The following is a 16,470-nucleotide window of genomic DNA, read 5'->3' on the forward strand; positions in this document are numbered from 1 at the left end:
GTTAGAATTGGAAGTAAATGAACTCACCGAGTTTGTCGAAATCACGTCCGACGGCATACAGCAGAATCAGGACGAAGGCGAGGAAGAGATAGGTAGGCCGCCACTGCCAGCGGCGGCGAGGACCGAGCTTGGCGTCGGGAAGTTCTTTCATTCCCAGAGCAGGGAAGTAGCGGCGCATGAATTGCTGGGTGTTGGGGAGGAACCAAACCAGCAGGAGCCCAAGAAAGATCGGTCGGAGAGCGCGGGTCTTCGGCGTGATGACCATTCCGGCAGACGACCAGAATTCGGTGCCGTTGAGGCCAAACATCGAGGAAAGGATCGCCTTGGTCGCGCCCATGGCGTCATCCATCGAACCGGACGCGAGCGCCTCGTAGTTTCCGGCGCGGAAGGGAATCCACGCGATGGCCACCGCAAAAAAGGTCATGAAGATGGCGATCGGTTTGGGGATCGATGGTATCTGGAACCTGCGGCCGAGCCAGTGCCAAGCGTGGTTGACGCAGAGATAGAAGCCGTGGAGTCCGCCCCACAGAATGAAGGTCCAGCCGGCACCATGCCAGAGCCCGCCGAGCAGCATGGTGGTCATCAGGTTGAGGTAACGGCGTGCGGGACCCTTGCGATTTCCTCCGAGTGGGAAGTAGAGGTAATCGCGTAGGAAGCGGGAGAGCGTGATGTGCCAGCGCCGCCAGAAGTCGATGATCGACGTCGCCTTGTAGGGTGAGTGGAAGTTGATCGGGAGCCGGATTCCGAAGAGGCGGGCGGAGCCGATGGCCATGTCCGAGTAGCCGGAGAAGTCGAAGTAGATCTGCAGGGTGTAGGAAAGGGTGGCGGCCCAGGCTTCACCCATGGTCAGGTGCCGATCCCCACTGGCAGCAAGATCGAAAAACGGGGTGGCCGTCCGAGCGAGGTAGTCGGCGATCACGACCTTTTTGAACAGACCGATGATCAGAATCGTCGTTCCAATCGAGAGATCGGTAGCCCGAAGCCCTCGACCGGCACCTTTCTGGAACTGCGGCAGCATTTCCTTGTGGTGGACGATCGGGCCGGCGATGAGCTGGGGGAAGAAGGTGACGAAGAGCAGGTAATCGCTGAAGTGGTATTCCTCGGTTTCACCGCGCCAGGCATCAATGAGGTAGGCCACCTGCTGGAAGGTGAAGAAGGAGATGCCGAGCGGCAGGATGATGGTGGGAGCGGGGAGTCCGGCTTCTGTTAGGGACTCGATCGTTTTTGCGATCAGGCCGGCATACTTGTAGAAAGCGAGCACGCCGAGGTTGGCGACGATCCCGGTGATCAGCGTTGCCTTGCCCGCCTTCGTGGCACGATGACCCGCAATGTAGCGGCCGAAAAAGAAGTTGATGCCACAGGAGGCGCCGATGATCCAAAGGTTCTTCCAGTCCCACCATCCGTAGTAGAAGAGGCTGGCGAGCACGAGAAATGAAACGCTCGCCCGGAAGGGTGCGCGGCGCAGCAGTTGGAAACCGATGAGGACGATCGGAAGAAACAGCAGCAGGTAGATGTAGGAGTTGAACAGCATGGTCGCGGCTTATTCGGATCCCTCCTTGTTGCTCAGGCCTTGGGCCCACTCGATGTCTGCCTTTCCGACGCCTTCGATGTAGCGCCGGTTGCCGGCCTTCGCGTGCTCCAGCCATGCATCGAAGTTTGCCGGATCGAGCTGCAAGCCGTAGTCCTCGCCTCCCTCCATTTCGATGGGCCAGCCCATGATTCGTGCGAGCATCAGGTCGCCGACTTCGAGCGTGTAGTGATTGAAGTCGTCCCAGTTCTGCATTCTTCCGCCTTTCTCCGTGGGCAGCGGCTCGCAGTTGATCGGGTGGTAATCGCCAAAGTCCCAAACTTCCGCCGGGACCGCGTCGGGCTTCTCCTGATTAAGCCTGTCGACCAGGTAGGTAATATCACGACGCTCGCGTTCGAAAGGCAGCATCGCTTCCTCTCCGGAGCGGGTGTGGGAGAGCGCGTGTTGAGGATGGATGAGCAGGACGAGGCGGATGCCGCGCTGCAGGCAGGTTTCGACGATGCCTCCGAGCCGCTTCAGCTTGTCGGGACGAATCGGGGTGTCCTCTCCCGCGCTTTGAGGAGCTTCAAACTGCGACTCCCCGATGATTGCCGCGGCAAGGAAAGCTCGTTGATCGATCTGGCGCTTGGGTCGGTGACGACGGAGGCCACGGTCGTCATACTGGGGGACTTCGTCCGTCAAGCGGCGTTTGATCGTTTCAAATGAGGCTTCAAGGGTTGAGATGCCGACGAGGTAGCGGATCTCGCGGTCGATTCTGTCCTGATCGGGTCCGAGGGGGGAACCATTGAAATCGAAAATGATCCGGGTGTCGAAGGTGGAGCTGAGATCTCCCGGGTCGATGCCGATGATGACGAGCTCGGGGGATTGCTTTTGAAGGAGGTAGCGGAAGATCGCTTCATTTTCGTAAATGTAGCTGGCATTGCCGCCGAGATTGTAAACGTCCTCGCGTCCCCAGTTCGGATTGCGGGGATCCAGGCTGTTGGTCACCCGTGATGAGCCGATTAGAGCAACCCCAATCGATGGTGCTGAACGAATGAATCCGCATTTCCCGGTGCGAATCTGCGAATCGAGATCCCGATAAGGTTCGAAGGCGTCGGAAGATAGGGGTTCGGGAGTGACTCGCCACGGGTCGACGACGAGATTGATGAGGGCCGCGCCGACCAGGCTTACCACCACGATGGCAAAGAACGTTCTGATGTAGCGCTTGGTCATGGGTTCTAATCAGACATCTGTCTGACGGGATTCTCTGCGGGTGGACGCTCGTGGTGCCTGAGTCTCTGTTGGTCCCGTCCGATGGGATTCTGATGGAAATGGGAAGGCTGAAGTCAATTTACCGATGAAGTTTTGGAGGCTGCGCCAATGGGCTATCCGACGTTTGTCCCGTAGCGACTTGGGAACCGCAAGACTTTATGAAGGCTCCCAAGACGACATCTGCGTGATCCGGATGCCAACTCGGAGACGAGCGGAAGCTGCTGGCCGAGCATACGCCTGGATTTGCCTCCGCCAAGACTCAAGCCGCGACGGAGGGCACCTTCTGAACTGGAGTGAATTCAGCGATCCTGCGGCTTTCTGCTGGCGAATTAGTGCTTGGAATCGGTCGTCGCTCCGCATGAGATCCGTGACAAAATTTTGTGAATGAAGCGGATCATTTTTATTAGCCTGATGAACGGAACGCCATGGGGCGGGAGCGAAGTTCAGTGGTTCGAGATGGCGAGATGGCTTTCTCGCAGGGGACATCGGGTGGAGGTCGTGATGTTCGGACGAGAGGGGAATGAGGCGCGACGCGAAGAATTGTCGGAAGCGGGATGCTCATTGAAGTTGATGCCGTTTTCGGAGGGAAAGTTGGATTGGAAAGGGAAGCGGCGGTTGGCTTCCTTTCTGAAGAACGTCGATTTTGAAGGCGCGGATCTGTGCTTTGTAAGTCAGGGCGGATGGAGCGAGGTGGTGCATGATCCCTTCGTGAAACTTTGGAAACGGATGCGAAAGTTCGTGCTGATTTTCCACAACTATCAAACCGGGAAGAAGCTGAAGTTTATGAAGAAGCGTCGATTGCAGGCATTTTCAGGAGCTGCCTACCGCAATATATCAGACTCGAAGAAGCTGTTTGATGTTCTGGAATCGAGCTATGGGATCGAGATCCCGCGGCAGGTTCCGGTTTGTAATCCGATTACATTTGATCCACCGGAGAGCGCTTCACCCTTTCCGAATGACTGGGAGAGGGAAGCCTTGATCATGTGCGTGCTTGCTTGGCTGGATGTGAAGCGGAAATCTCAGGATCATCTGCTGCGTGTCTTGTCTTCTCCCAAGTGGAAGGACAGGCATTGGACGCTGCGGCTTTGCGGAGATGGTCCGGATAAGGAGCTCCTGAATGAGCTTGCCGAGGAATACGGACTCCAATCCAAAGTGGATTTGCCCGGCAATGTCGCTCCGCAGACTGAGCTCGGCGAGGCTCATGTTTTCCTGCAATTGACGGCCATTGATTCGATGCCCGTGAGTCTTGTGGAGGCCGCGGCAATGGCTCGACCGATCCTGGCGACGAAGGTTGGAGACATGCCGCTATGGGTCGAAGATGGGGTCAACGGATTGCTTGCCTCCGATAGCTCGGATGCGGAGCTCGATGCCGTTCTGGAACGGCTGTGGTCCTCAAGATCAAAACTGCCGGAAATGGGTGCTCAGTCGTTCGAAGTCTTCAAAAAACGATACCCGGATCCCTATGTGCCCGAGCTCCTCGAACGTGCTGGCCTCGGAGACTTGCTTTGATCCATTCGTCTCGAACCTGATCCCTGTCGGATGCCGGCGGACGGATCTCCTTCATTTGGGCTTGCCCAAGCCCGAGAAGAGAAGTTTTGCGATGGCTCTGGTTTTGCTTAGAGGCGGGAGAGCGGATCTCCAAATGGCGCTCATATACCGGCGTCGGACCGTCTCATCCGCGATGTTGAGGGCTGAACGTGATTCGGAAATCAGATGGTTCAGAGCAAAATCGGAATCGAGTCCGTTGGACGATTCGAGTGCTTGGAAAAGTCGATCGCGTCGAGCCCGATAGTCCTGTTCAGCATTAGCTTTTCGATGGCTCTCGGCAAAGTGGTTGGCGCCGTGGATTCGGTAGGCGACCGACTTCTTGTCGTGGTAGTAGGAAATCGCTCCTGCCAGCGATGCGCCGAAGACCAGCACGTCGTCAGCCCGGGTTCTCCAGTCTGCCATCAGCTTGTCCGGGAGATTCGTGACGTGTTTGGCGAGCTCCACCTTCATCGCGATGGCGGAGGTGATGGTCCCGAAGCGTGAGCCAAACATTCTGACAAGGCACGGATTGGGGCCGATGGGCTTCTCGGGCCACTTGCTTGAGTATCGTCTGGGACCTGATGTCTCCTGATGATCACTATAGCAGATGCCGACTTCTGGATGGTCGGCAAACACCGCTTCGATTTCCTGACAGTGCATCGGATAATAGAAGTCATCCGCATCGAGAAAGGTCACGATTCCATCGTCGATGATCTGGATGGCTGACTTCAGCGCGGCAAGTTGTCCCTGATTTTGCTGAGCGATGATGACGAGGTCTGGAACTGATATCTTCTTTTCCTGGAGTAACTTCAATGAATCATCCGTGGATCCATCGTCCACCACGATGATCTGGTCGGGTGGGCGGGTTTGCTTCAGCAGGCTATCGATCGCCTCAACGAGGTAGCTCTCGTAATTGAAGTTGTTGATGACAGTTGTGAGCTTCATTCTTGAGGGATGGGCGCATGGGTGATCGAAAGCATGATCTCCATGAGGAATTCGATGAGAGTGATGGAGAAGGCGGGCTCTTCCGGGTGATGGCGGCTTCCAAGGATGTTAGGGAGAGGATCACCTTTTTTCGGTCTCCCCGCCGTCTGCCGTCGGATGCGATTTCTCCTTATTCTTGAGTTCGAGCATGATGCTTTTGCTCAGCTCCCAATCGTTGGGTTGTTCGCGACGATACCGCTGATAGCCGGCCTCGATTGCTTCCTCACGCTGGCTGAGCGTGTCCTGGGTGAGCTTTTGTCCATAAGGAAGAGCTTCCGGGTTGGGCGTATCCTGATCGAACACACGGGAGAGGATGATGTCTCCGATGGATTGGCGCGCGTGGGTTCCATCAAGCCAGTTGTCCAAAAATGCTTTTCTATCTCCTCCGATGCTTGCGCAGTTGAGGGGGTGAAAATCATTGAAATCCCAGACGTCCACCGGCTGTGCGCCGGGATGCTCGCGGTCCGATTCTGATATAAGCTTCAGGATGAGCTCCCTGTTTTCCTGGAATGTCGGATCGACGGCTCCACCGATAAAGAAGATCGACTGATACATGGCGTGATTGGGGGGGATGATGACGATCAGGCGGATGTTCTTTTCCCGACAGATCGAAAGGATGGACCGAAGGGCGTCGAGTTTCTCCTGAATGACGTTCTTGCGGGTGAAAGACCGCTCAACCCATCCAATCGCCTGAGGTGCGGAGTCCGTGGTGAAGATGTTCAGGAAGGGACGGCCATCGAGGGATTGGGTCCATTGTCCGAGTCGATCATAGGACGCCAGTCTGCCCTTGGCCCGGTAGTTGATCGACTTGACTGAGTAGGTTGTGGAAGAGCCGCCAAGGTAGTAGCGCAGTGTCCTCTCGATCTTGGAAGGTGGTTCCGTCAGTGGGGATTCGTTGAAGGCGCTGGGGTTGGGAATCAGGACATTCGAGGTGAGATCGTAGTGATCAATTCCGAGCAGGATGGTCTTCAGATCGTTGTGGGCGGAAGCGAGTTCGATCATCGGCGCGAACTCGCACAGATTGCCACCGCGCAGCCCGAGGTTCACGATGCGTGCGCCATTCCATTCATCCGCTCTAGGATTGATGGCGATATCGACCCGTGATGATCCGACAATCGCGCCATCCCAGGGACCCATCAGAGCCAGGCCAGCCTTGGCGGTTCTCGGCTGTTTGTGGATTGGCTTGTAGTCGGCAAAATCAGAAGACGACCAGGGGGCGGGGGTGACCCAGAGGGGATTGATGAACGTGTTGAGAAGGAAAGAGAGCAGGAAGATCAGAGCGACTGCGCCCAGGAATGCCAACGAGTGCCTTCGGTAGGCGTTTCTGTTAGAGGACTGCATGGGCGTTACTGGCTAGGGGATGGCTAATCCTCGTCCTTGGGATCGAATTCCTTCATCACTGATAGAAGGAAGTTCCAGTCATCAGGGTGCTCGTTGCGATAGTTTTCATAGCCTTCCTTGATCCGAGCTTCTCGAGCGCTGAGAGTCTCAAGATCGAGGATCTCTCCATAGCTCGCCTCGAGGGGATCCTGAAGATCCCAGCCGTAGATACGCGAGAGAATCACGTTGCCCAGCGCTTCAAATGAGTGAGTCCCGTCGATCCAGAATTTGGCCCGAGTCTCCGAGTCCGTCGGAACTTTCTCGCAGTTCAGGGGATGGAAGTCATTGAAGTCCCAGACCACAACCTTGGGTGCGTCCGGGAATTTTGCCTGCTCGGTCTCAACCAGCTCGAGGATCGTCTGCCGATCGAGCCTGAAGAATGGATCGGGATCGGAGCAGAGGGGGAAGACGCTGAGGTAGACGGCATGATTGGGAGGAATGAAGATCACCAATTCGACATCATTCTCAAGGCAGGCACGGATCGCCCGGCGCAGCGAGGCCACCTTGGTGTCACTGAGGGCAAGTTCGATCTGACGCTTTCTAACATAACGGATCGCGAAAGGCACCGAGTCACGTTGCAGGACATTGCGCATGGTTTCGGTCACGCGGTGGTGAGCCCAATGTCCTTTCGTGGTGTAAGGAGGTATGAAGCCGTTTCGACGGGCCTGCATCGTTTTGTAGGAGGCTTCCGCAGTGGAAAATCCGACGTAGTACCGGAGTTCGCGTTCGAAGGGGTCGCCCAGTTTATTCAGCGGTGAATCGTAGAATCCGGCATTCCGTGCGAGATCAGTTTCCGAAGTCAGATCGGTGAGGTCGACGCCCAAAATAAGGCTCTTCAAATCCGGCTGATGTTCGATCACGTATTCCGCCATGGCGGCGTTTTCGTTGATGCTGGCACCACTCATGCCAAGGTTTACGACCTGATTCTCACCCCACTGGGGAATGCTGGGGTCGAGGCCGATGGCGACTCTTGAGGAGCCCAGCAAGGCAACATCCCAATCTCCGGATCGGGCGAGACCTGCTTTGGCCGTCCGGAGATTGCGGTAGATCTGGCGGTCCTTGGCAAAGTCATTGTTCGTCCAAGGGGCGGGGGTGACCCAGATCGGGTTGATCCAGGTGTTGACGAGGGTGAACAGCAGCAGAATCACCGCGAAGGTTCCCGCCAACCCGATGGCGTGCGTTCGGAAGGATTTCGAAGAAAGCTTCATGACAGTTTGGCCAGCCGTTCAGATCCCGTTCAGAACTGGAAGTAGATGAACTCGCTGAGTTTGTCGAATTGGTGAATGGTAACAAGCATCAGCAGAAGATTGAAGAAGAACCATCCGGTCGTGGGCCTCCACTGCCACCAGCGGCGTGGGCCAAGCTGGTAATCTTCGAATTTTGACGGGTCGATCGCCGGTTGGTAGCGACGCATGAACTGCTGGGTATTGGGGAGGAACCAGCACAAGAGAATCAGAAGCGACGCCCGCATGGCGTGGGAATCCTTGACGACGTATCCACTGCGGTCCGGCCAGAGGTCGAAACCATTGAATCCGAACATCGAGGCATACATGGTGCGGGTCGACTCAAGCGCCTTCATCGTCGTGCCGCCGCTTCCCAGTTCATAGATTCCGGCCCGGAATGGAACCCAGGCAATGACCACAAAGATGAAGGTGAGGACGATGGCCAAAGGTTTCGGCAGCGCGGAAATGTTGTGCTTTTTGCGGAAGAAGACCCAGGCATTGTTGGCACAGAGGTAGAGTCCGTGGAGCAGGCCCCAGAGGAGGTAGGTGAACCCTGCGCCGTGCCAGAACCCGCCGAGAATCATGGTGATGAGCAGGTTGATGTAGCGGCGGGACTTGCCCTTCCGGTTGCCGCCGAGCGGGATGTAGAGGTAGTCGCGGAGAAAGCGGGACAGCGTGATGTGCCAGCGACGCCAGAAGTCGATGATGGATGTCGCCTTATAGGGCGAGTGGAAGTTCAGCGGAAGGCGGATGCCGAAGAGTCGAGCCGAACCGATCGCCATGTCGGTGTAACCCGAGAAGTCGAAGTAGATTTGTACGGAGTAGGCGATCGCACCGGCCCAGGCTTCGGCGATGGTGGGATCCCTGCCGTCGGTCGCCGCGGAAAGGTTGAAGATGGCCGTGGCGATCGGGGCCGCGTTGTCAGCGATCACGACTTTCTTGAAGAGCCCGATCAGGAGGATGGTGAGGCCTGCAGAGGCGTCCACCCAGCGGTGATTCCGCCAGGACTCACGCTTGAATTGGGGCAGCATCTCCTTGTGATGGACGATCGGTCCGGCGATGAGCTGCGGCCAGAAGGAAACGAAGAGCAGGTAATCGGTGAAGTGGTATTCCTCGGTTTCACCTCGCCACGCATCGACGAGATACGCGATCTGCTGGAAGGTGAAGAAGGAGATACCCAGGGCCAGGACGACACTTGGAACGGTGCCTGGCCATCCGGTGAAGTGCTGAAGGATATCGGCGACGAAACCGGTGTATTTGAAGTAGCCCAGTAACAGCAGGTTGAGAACGATGCCGGTCACCAGCATCGTTTTGCCCCGTGATGTCTGACGGTGCCGGGAGATGAATTCTCCGGAAAGAAAGTTGCCGACACAGGACCCCAATATCAGCAGGACATACCACGGGCGCCATGGCTGGGAAGGATCGGGATTCCACCAGCCATAGTAGATGAGGCTGGCAAGGACGAGCCAGGTGAAGCCCGCACGAAGCTTGAAGCGGGCTGCTATCGAGAATCCGAGGAACGCGAGAGGCAGAAAGAGCAGGAGATAGGTGTATGAATTGAAAATCATCTCGTCGTCCCAGAAGGCGAGGTGATTCAGTACCAAAGAACTAGTGAGGTCAAGAGGGGTTGCTTCCGTGGGCTGGGCTGTCTTTACTGCGGGTGAAGTGATGAGCAGGAGTCAGTCGCGTGTGGTGGTACTTGGGAAAGGGCGAAGCATCCTGACGTGGTTCGAGGATCTCCAGTTAGGATTTCAGCAAGCCGGTGCGGAGGTGCTTGGGCTCAGCATTCAGGCGGATTCCGCCGATGAGCGCTGGATCCAGAAGCGCGAGGGCCTCAAGGAGCTCGAAAACCCGAAGGTGCTGGAGCGAATCAAAGGGGAGATCGAGGCCTTCTCACCGGATCTGATCGTTGTCCAGAACAAGGCAGGGCTGCCTTCGGCGGCGTGTGAAGCATGGTCGGAGGTAATGGCAAATGCTCAGGTCGTCGGATGGCTGTGCGATAATCTGAACGCTCCGCCGAAGCGCCTGGAGCCGTGTTTCGACCGGGTTTACTACTTTGATAGCGGGTGTGTGGAAGCGTTGGAGGCGTTCTACGGGCGTGATGCGGAGGTCGTCTTTGAATATCTGGCCTTGGCGGTGGCGCCTGAGCGCTATCCTCTGGTTGGGAATGGGGTGCGAAAGCAGTCGATCGTCTTTGCCGGGAAGTGCAGTCCGCATCGACGGACCTTCTTCGAGCAGATTCGGAAAAAGGGGCTGCCGCTGGAAGTCTACGGGCCAGGCTGCGGGGATTGGCTTCGTCCGTGGCGTGGGCGACGCATTTCCGCAGCGAGTTTGGCGAAACTTTATGCGGGGCATGTGGCTTGCCTGAATTTGCTCCAGCCGGGGAATACCGATCGCGGGATGAACTTGCGCGCCTTTGAGGCGCCTTGCTGTGGTGGGGTCGGGCTTTATCCTCCGGTGGCCGATTTGCCGCGCTGCTTTGAGGCGGGAAAGGAGATCCTTGTTTTTGAGGACGTGGATTCCTTGGCTGACATTGTCAGTGAATTGGTGGGGAATCCGGATCGAGTGACGGCCGTGGCTGAAGCGGGCCGGGCGAGGGTTCTGGCAGAGCACACGTTCAAGCACCGGGCCGAAAGAATGCTGGCGGACTCAGCGAGGGAAGGCATCTAACAGTGCCTCTCGTTCCCGCAGGGTCGATTCCTGTTAGCCGTTGACTTCAGTCTACGGAGGAAAGCGAGACGAGGTGGCGGTGTGTCGTGACACATCCATCCGGTGGGCGCCTTAAGGTCTGACGTGGCCAGTAGCCACGCCGGACTCAGAGGTGCTGAAGCGACGCGACTGTTTCACGGCGATCATCGATGGCCTCGATGGGGACGAAAGGCAATCGCGATTGAACCTCGATGGAGGCGAAAGGCAAGACGCTCCGTTTAGTCAGGCCGCAAACGCTACTTCCGCCACTTCGCGATCGCGCGGCAGAGGCCGAGCATGTTGCGGCGGATGGGGCCCATTTGATCCGGGTAGTTCTGGAGGAAACGCGGGATGACCTGAACCGCTTTCTCAAGGATCGGCATGTTGATCCAGGGCAGCTTCTGATAGCCGGTCATGCGAATGCGCCCGTCGTAACCGGAAAACATGTGAGTCACCTTGTCCGTTTCGAGTCGCAGCGTTTCGCAGCGGTTATCGTCGATGCCAAAGGCATCGTAGTATTTGGCATCCACAAAGATGCCGTTCCAAGCCGTGACGCAGATCAGTTCGTAGCCTTTCTTTTTCCCCAAGACCTCAAGAGCTTTGAGGCTGCAGCCAATCTGAGTCGAAAATTCGGGCGGCTGGACGTAGTCGAGTTCGTTCGACATGGTCGGGTTGAATTCGACGATGACCAGCTTCGGTCGGTATTCTTCGACCGCATTCCAGACGTGCCAGTCGTTGCCGTCGATATCGATCGAGAGAAAGTCGAAGTTCTTCGGGATGGCGGTCTCGGAGAGGATCTTGTCGAGTGTCTGGTCGCCTTCCCAGCCAACGAAGCGGCACATCGGGTGAACCTTGGGATTGTGGCCGAAATTCTTTTTGAGCACCTCGACTTTGGCCGGATTTCCCTCGATGAAGACGGCGTTGTAGTCGTGATCCTCGATCAAATGGCAGGTGTTGCTCATGTGCCGGCCGTCCCAAGCGCCGAATTCCACGCACCAGTTGTCCCGCTCGGGGAGCATTTCGAGGGCCTTGCCGATGATGCCGTCTTCGCCGCATTGGGAGTAGACGTCTTTGGCGTGATCGAGCAGCCAGGTGTTTTTCTTCGCGTCGGGCGTTGAGACCATGGAGGGGAAGAGTGGGGGGATGCCGGAGTCTTGGCAAGCGCGCGGAGTACGGATCTTGCGGCTTTTGCGCGGCATGAAATGAGGTTGGGGATCAGGCTTGCGGATAGTCGGTGGGATGGGGAGGATGCCGCTTCAGCGATGAAGAAATTTTGGCCCTATTTTTCCCTATTGAGCGGTGCTCGTGGAATGTTCGCGGCTGGAATCGCGGCTGGTATCATCTACGCCCTGGCCAGTGGCTTTGGGATGCCCCTGATGATCAAGACGGTGTTTCCGATCATTTTTGAGTCAGAGAAAACTCCCGCTCAGGTGGAGATGGCGGCTGCAACGGCGGCCGTGGAGAAGGCAAAGGACGATGCCGCCATCGCCGAAGGCGGCATCAAAGGCCAATTCGCGGAGATTCGGGTCGGCATCAAACGGAAGATCTCCCCGGATTCGATCCGTGGCTACTTCGTCGAGCGTTGGGGTGAGGAAGCGGCACCCCGGGCAATTCTGATCGCCGCCTGCTCGGTGATTCCTCTGGTGGCTCTTGTTCGAGGGTTGGCGGGTTTTCTCAATGTCTATTTCATCACCGGGGCTGGGCTGCATGTGCTGTTGAAGATTCAGCAATCAGTCTTTGTGAAGTTGCAGAAGCTTCCCCTGGGTTTCTTCAGTGGTCGTAAGACGGGAGATCTGATCAGCCGGGTGATCAATGACACGGTGATGCTCCAAACCATGATCACCAGCGTGTCGAATGACCTGCTCAAACAGCCATTCACCTTGGCGGCGGCGCTCGGCTACCTTGTTTACGACAGCATTGAGAACTCGGAGACGACTTTCCTGATCATCTGCCTGATCAGTATTCCGGTGGTGGTTCTGCCGATTCGCATGATCGGGAAAAAGCTGATGTATCGCGCGGCGAGGATGCAGCACGAAGGGGGCGACAACTCGGGGATTCTCGCCGAGACTTTGAATGCGACCAAGGAGATCCGTGCGTTCAATCTGGAAGACCTGATGGCCGGGCGATTCCTCGATGGCGTGGTGCGCTGGACAAAGCTCCATCTCAAGGTGATCAAGTACCGCTTTTCAACCCCTCCCTTGATCGAGATCATCGCCGCCACGGCCGTCGCTGTGGCTCTCGGATATGGAGCGACCAAGGGGCTCTCGCTGGAGCGCTTCATCGCCGTCGTGGTGGCACTCTACATGTGCTACGATCCGGCGAAAAAGCTGGGCGAGGTGCACAACCGGCTCAAGCAGGGTGAGGCATCCCTGGATCGACTGGAGGTGATACTCCATGCCGAAGAAGGCGTGAAGGATCCCGAAAATCCGGTAGAAATTTCCGAGGTCAAAGGCTCGCTGAAATTCGACAATGTGAGCTTCTTTTACGACAAGACGGCAGCTCTGAAGGATGTCTCAGTGGAGATTCCTGCCGGTCAGATCGTGGCGCTGGTGGGCCCGTCTGGAGCGGGTAAGACGACTTTTGCCAGCATGGTCCCGCGCTTTTTCGATCCGAATGATGGAAGTGTGACGCTGGACGGTGTGGACCTTCGGGACCTGCGGGTGAAGCAGCTTCGCAATCACATCACGCTGGTGCCTCAGGAGGCGATTTTGCTTTCGGGAACCGTGTCCGAGAATATCCGGTTGGGACGATTGGATGCGAGCGACGAGGAGGTTATCAATGCGGCAAAGCAGGCGAGCGCCGACGACTTCGTGAAGGCGAAGGAGCAGGGCTACGACACCCAGGTGGGTGAGCGCGGCGCCGAGCTCTCGGGCGGCCAGAGACAGCGGATCTCGATTGCCCGTGCCTTCCTCAAGGATGCGCCGGTCTTGATTCTCGATGAGGCAACCGGTGCGCTGGATGCTAACAGCGAGGCGGAGATTCAGGAGCAGCTTGCGGGCCTGGCCAAGGGGCGGACCACCTTGATCATCGCCCACCGCTTCAGCAGCATCCGCATCGCGGACCGAGTGCTGGTCTTCGATGGGGGCAGGATTGTGGGTGACGGCACCTTCGAGGAACTGGAGGCCTCACACCCCCTGTTCCAGTCATTGCTGAACAAGCAACGTCACTGATGGAGGAAGCCTGTTAGGGGGCTGGTCGCGGATGCGGTCTCGTTGACCTCGGGCAAACCTAGTAGATAGGCTTCGCGTCCGGCTTCGACGCCCTTCTTGAAGGCGATGGCCATCCTCGACGGATCGCTGGCGATGGCGATGGCAGTGTTGATCAGAACGGCGTCGGCACCGAGCTCCATCGCTTCAGCGGCATGGCTGGGGGTTCCAAGACCGGCGTCGACGACCACAGGAACCGTCGCCTGCTCGATGATGATGCGGATCTGATCACGGGTGACGACTCCGCGGTTGCTGCCGATCGGCGCGCCGAGAGGCATGACCGTGGCGGTGCCGACTTCCTGAAGGCGCTTGGCGAGTACCGGGTCGGCATTGATGTAGGGCAAAACTGTGAAGCCTTCTTTGACGAGAATCTCGGCAGCTTTGAGGGTCTCGATCGGGTCGGGGAGCAAGTAGGTGGGATCCGGATGGATCTCGAGCTTCACCCATTTCGGGAGACCGGCCGCGGCGGCGAGTCGGGCGAGGCGGACGGCTTCCTCGGCATTCATCGCGCCGCTGGTATTCGGCAAAATCAGGAACTTTTCCGGATCAATGAATTCCAGGATGTTGGCGTAGGGATCCTTGCTGCCCGAGAGGTCGGCACGGCGCAGGGCGACGGTGACGATCTGGCTGCCGGAAGCATCAAGGGCATCACGCATCGACTCATTTGACGGAAATTTCCCCGTGCCCACGAAGAGACGGGATGAGAATTCACGGTCGGCGATGACGAGCGGGTCGGACATGGGCGGGAGTGAAAGGGGGAATGAGGCCGGTGAAAAGTGTTCTCCGAGCTGGATTTGAGAAAAATTCAAGTGTCTCCGCATTGCGGCGGCAGGTGTCGGGGCTTGTAAAAGGATTGCAAAATGGTGTAAAAATGGCAGCTTTTAGCAATGAGTGCGATCACGTTGAAGTCTGTGCCAGCGGAACTGGTGAAGGAGTTGAAGAGCCGAGCGAGCCGAAATCACCGGAGTTTGAGTGGCGAAATCCTTTATCGACTGACAAAGAGCCTCGAGAATGAGGGGGGTGGTGAATCGGCACTTCGGGAAGAGGCGTCGATTCAAGCGGATGCCTGGACGCGCATTGGTGGAGGCTGGGTGCCGGATGAGTCCGCAGCGGATGAGATCGCGGCACTCTATGCCGAGCGCTCAAGTGGTCGGGATGTGAGCTTCTGATCACAATGAGCGGCTACTTGTTAGATACGGATACCTGCGTGAACATTCTTCGCGGGAATGAAGAGGTAATCCGTCGGCGTCGTGGAGTCTATGCCGAGGTGCTGACAACGGAAATCACCGCGAGTGAGCTTTACTTTGGCGCGGCGAAGTCGGCGGATCCAGCCGGAAACAAAAGGCGGGTCGACGAGTTTCTGAAAACGCTAAGGGTAATGCCGATCGGTCGGCAGGGGGCGCAATTTTTCGGCATCTTCAAAGCGATGCTGAAGGCGGAAGGTCGTTTGATTCCTGATGCGGATCTCTGGATCGGAAGCATCTCCCGAGCCTTGGACCTGAAAATAGTCACCGGGAATACGAAGCACTTGGCTCGCATTCCCGGTGTTGAGATTGAGGATTGGATTCGCGGTTAGACTGGCGAGCTTGCCATTCTATCAGGCTGATTCCTCACGGGATCAGATCCTTGACCGCATCGCGCTCGCCGACGAGTTCGGCGATGGTGGCGTCGATCTTGCCTTGGCTGAAGGCATCGACGGGAACGCCCTGAACCACTTCCCAGGTGCCATCGGCATTGGTGCGGATCGGCATGGAGGCCATGATGCCTTTTTCGATCCCGTAGGAACCATCCGAGCAGACGGCCACGGAGTGCCAGTCGCCTTCAGGTGTCGGATTGATCAGGCTGATCACGGTGTCGATGGCGGCATTGGCTGCTGAGGCAGCGGAGGATGCGCCGCGTGCCTTGATGATGGCGGCACCGCGCTGCTGCACGGTAGAGATGAACTCGCCTTCAAGCCACTCACGATCGGTGATGACCTCGGTGACAGGCTTGCCGTCGATCTTGGCATTCGTGAAATCGGGATACTGGGTGGCGGAGTGATTGCCCCAGATGCAGAGGTTGGTGACTTTCGAGTGATGCACGCCGGCCTTCGCGGCAAGCTGGCTCTTGGCACGGTTCTCGTCGAGGCGGGTCATCGCGAAGAACTGGTTGCTGGGCATTCCCGCAGCGTTTGACATGGCGATCAGAGCATTGGTGTTGCATGGGTTGCCGACCACGAGGGTGCGGCAGCTTGGCTTGGCGTTGGCGGCAATGGCCTGGCCCTGGCCGGTGAAGATGCCACCGTTGATGTTGAGAAGATCGTTGCGTTCCATGCCGGCTTTGCGAGGCACGGATCCGACAAGCAGAGCCCAGTCGGCATCCTTGAATCCTTCCGCGAGGTCGGCGGTCGGTGTGATGCTGTTGAGGGTTGGGAAAGCACAATCGTCGAGCTCCATCACCACGCCATCGAGGGCTGGGAGGGCGGGTTCGATTTCGATCAGACGGAGATTGACGGGTTGGTCGGGGCCGAAGACGGCGCCGGAAGCAATGCGGAAGAGGAGGGCGTAGCCGATTTGGCCAGCGGCACCAGTGATGGAGACGGTAATAGGGTCCTTCATGTTGAGATGCTTAATTGCAGGACCACCTAAGCGATTCAACTCGCGCCGGTCAATGGCTGACGGAGCGTCACTCAATCGATGCGGCG

At 57.4% G+C, this 16,470-nt stretch carries 14 protein-coding genes; 5 read left to right on the plus strand and 9 right to left on the minus strand.

The genetic code is table 11. The annotated features are described in order from the left end of the window. Position 1 precedes the first annotated feature (1 nt). Entirely contained in the window at positions 2-1,531 is a 1,530-nt protein-coding gene (locus ACFQY0_RS00260) for an MBOAT family O-acyltransferase (RefSeq protein WP_379707851.1), read from the minus strand. Positions 1,532-1,540: 9 nt separating this feature from the next. Then, positions 1,541-2,740 carry a hypothetical protein gene (locus ACFQY0_RS00265; RefSeq protein WP_379707853.1) on the minus strand — a complete coding sequence of 400 codons (1,200 nt, stop codon included), beginning with the start codon at positions 2,738-2,740 and terminating at the stop codon, positions 1,541-1,543. A gap of 423 nt (positions 2,741-3,163) precedes the next feature. Here ACFQY0_RS00265 and ACFQY0_RS00270 point away from each other — a divergent pair, with 423 nt between their 5' ends. Beyond that, positions 3,164-4,288, plus strand: a complete 1,125-nt coding sequence (locus ACFQY0_RS00270; protein ID WP_379707855.1) for a glycosyltransferase family 4 protein — start codon at positions 3,164-3,166, stop codon at positions 4,286-4,288. A gap of 51 nt (positions 4,289-4,339) precedes the next feature. Here the strand turns inward: ACFQY0_RS00270 and ACFQY0_RS00275 are convergent, their stop codons facing one another. From ACFQY0_RS00275 to ACFQY0_RS00290, 4 genes are all read right to left on the minus strand, one after another. Then, entirely contained in the window at positions 4,340-5,251 is a 912-nt protein-coding gene (locus tag ACFQY0_RS00275; protein WP_379707857.1) for a glycosyltransferase family A protein, read from the minus strand. 120 nt (positions 5,252-5,371) lie between these two features. Beyond that, the gene (locus ACFQY0_RS00280) at positions 5,372-6,631 is read right to left on the minus strand and encodes a hypothetical protein (RefSeq protein ID WP_379707859.1); all 1,260 of its coding nucleotides are present in this window, start codon (positions 6,629-6,631) and stop codon (positions 5,372-5,374) included. 23 nt (positions 6,632-6,654) lie between these two features. Next, on the minus strand, positions 6,655-7,878 hold the full coding sequence (locus ACFQY0_RS00285; protein ID WP_379707861.1) for a hypothetical protein: 1,224 nt from the start codon (positions 7,876-7,878) through the stop codon (positions 6,655-6,657). A gap of 29 nt (positions 7,879-7,907) precedes the next feature. Beyond that, complete coding sequence (locus tag ACFQY0_RS00290; protein WP_379707863.1) at positions 7,908-9,497, minus strand: MBOAT family O-acyltransferase; 1,590 nt, start codon at positions 9,495-9,497, stop codon at positions 7,908-7,910. A gap of 64 nt (positions 9,498-9,561) precedes the next feature. Between ACFQY0_RS00290 and ACFQY0_RS00295 the strand changes: the two genes are divergently transcribed. Further along, entirely contained in the window at positions 9,562-10,563 is a 1,002-nt protein-coding gene (locus tag ACFQY0_RS00295; RefSeq protein WP_379707865.1) for a CgeB family protein, read from the plus strand. 275 nt (positions 10,564-10,838) lie between these two features. Here the strand turns inward: ACFQY0_RS00295 and ACFQY0_RS00300 are convergent, their stop codons facing one another. Continuing rightward, positions 10,839-11,705, minus strand: coding sequence for an FkbM family methyltransferase (locus ACFQY0_RS00300; protein WP_379707867.1), 867 nt, complete (start codon positions 11,703-11,705; stop codon positions 10,839-10,841). Positions 11,706-11,843: 138 nt separating this feature from the next. On the opposite strand from ACFQY0_RS00300, the gene ACFQY0_RS00305 reads away from it, so the two are divergent. Next, positions 11,844-13,751: an ABC transporter ATP-binding protein gene (locus ACFQY0_RS00305; RefSeq protein WP_379707870.1), complete on the plus strand. Its 1,908-nt coding sequence runs from the start codon at positions 11,844-11,846 to the stop codon at positions 13,749-13,751. Here the strand turns inward: ACFQY0_RS00305 and ACFQY0_RS00310 are convergent. Then, positions 13,745-14,527: a thiazole synthase gene (locus ACFQY0_RS00310; protein WP_379707872.1), complete on the minus strand. Its 783-nt coding sequence runs from the start codon at positions 14,525-14,527 to the stop codon at positions 13,745-13,747. The two genes, ACFQY0_RS00305 and ACFQY0_RS00310, sit on opposite strands and share 7 nt — an antisense overlap. Positions 14,528-14,674: 147 nt before the next feature. On the opposite strand from ACFQY0_RS00310, the gene ACFQY0_RS00315 reads away from it, so the two are divergent. Further along, a complete protein-coding gene (locus tag ACFQY0_RS00315; protein ID WP_379707875.1) occupies positions 14,675-14,956 on the plus strand; it encodes an Arc family DNA-binding protein in 282 nt (93 codons plus the stop codon). A gap of 5 nt (positions 14,957-14,961) precedes the next feature. Further along, positions 14,962-15,363: a type II toxin-antitoxin system VapC family toxin gene (locus tag ACFQY0_RS00320; RefSeq protein ID WP_379707877.1), complete on the plus strand. Its 402-nt coding sequence runs from the start codon at positions 14,962-14,964 to the stop codon at positions 15,361-15,363. Positions 15,364-15,397: 34 nt separating this feature from the next. On the opposite strand, the gene ACFQY0_RS00325 is transcribed toward ACFQY0_RS00320, so the two are convergent. Continuing rightward, positions 15,398-16,384 carry a malate dehydrogenase gene (locus tag ACFQY0_RS00325; protein WP_379707880.1) on the minus strand — a complete coding sequence of 329 codons (987 nt, stop codon included), beginning with the start codon at positions 16,382-16,384 and terminating at the stop codon, positions 15,398-15,400. Positions 16,385-16,470: the final 86 nt, after the last annotated feature.

It is taken from the genome of Haloferula chungangensis, assembly GCF_042664875.1.
Lineage (GTDB): Bacteria > Verrucomicrobiota > Verrucomicrobiia > Verrucomicrobiales > Akkermansiaceae > Haloferula > Haloferula chungangensis.

Excerpts from the sequence above, each read along its gene's own strand:
- ACFQY0_RS00285 (WP_379707861.1), bottom strand. The coding sequence starts at position 7,878 with ATGAAGCTTTCTTCGAAATCCTTCCGAACGCACGCCATCGGGTTGGCG.
- ACFQY0_RS00320 (WP_379707877.1), top strand. The coding sequence starts at position 14,962 with ATGAGCGGCTACTTGTTAGATACGGATACCTGCGTGAACATTCTTCGC.
- ACFQY0_RS00295 (WP_379707865.1), top strand. The coding sequence starts at position 9,562 with ATGAGCAGGAGTCAGTCGCGTGTGGTGGTACTTGGGAAAGGGCGAAGC.
- ACFQY0_RS00270 (WP_379707855.1), top strand. The coding sequence starts at position 3,164 with ATGAAGCGGATCATTTTTATTAGCCTGATGAACGGAACGCCATGGGGC.
- ACFQY0_RS00310 (WP_379707872.1), bottom strand. The coding sequence starts at position 14,527 with ATGTCCGACCCGCTCGTCATCGCCGACCGTGAATTCTCATCCCGTCTC.
- ACFQY0_RS00280 (WP_379707859.1), bottom strand. The coding sequence starts at position 6,631 with ATGCAGTCCTCTAACAGAAACGCCTACCGAAGGCACTCGTTGGCATTC.
- ACFQY0_RS00315 (WP_379707875.1), top strand. The coding sequence starts at position 14,675 with ATGAGTGCGATCACGTTGAAGTCTGTGCCAGCGGAACTGGTGAAGGAG.
- ACFQY0_RS00325 (WP_379707880.1), bottom strand. The coding sequence starts at position 16,384 with ATGAAGGACCCTATTACCGTCTCCATCACTGGTGCCGCTGGCCAAATC.
- ACFQY0_RS00300 (WP_379707867.1), bottom strand. The coding sequence starts at position 11,705 with ATGGTCTCAACGCCCGACGCGAAGAAAAACACCTGGCTGCTCGATCAC.
- ACFQY0_RS00265 (WP_379707853.1), bottom strand. The coding sequence starts at position 2,740 with ATGACCAAGCGCTACATCAGAACGTTCTTTGCCATCGTGGTGGTAAGC.
- ACFQY0_RS00305 (WP_379707870.1), top strand. The coding sequence starts at position 11,844 with ATGAAGAAATTTTGGCCCTATTTTTCCCTATTGAGCGGTGCTCGTGGA.
- ACFQY0_RS00275 (WP_379707857.1), bottom strand. The coding sequence starts at position 5,251 with ATGAAGCTCACAACTGTCATCAACAACTTCAATTACGAGAGCTACCTC.
- ACFQY0_RS00260 (WP_379707851.1), bottom strand. The coding sequence starts at position 1,531 with ATGCTGTTCAACTCCTACATCTACCTGCTGCTGTTTCTTCCGATCGTC.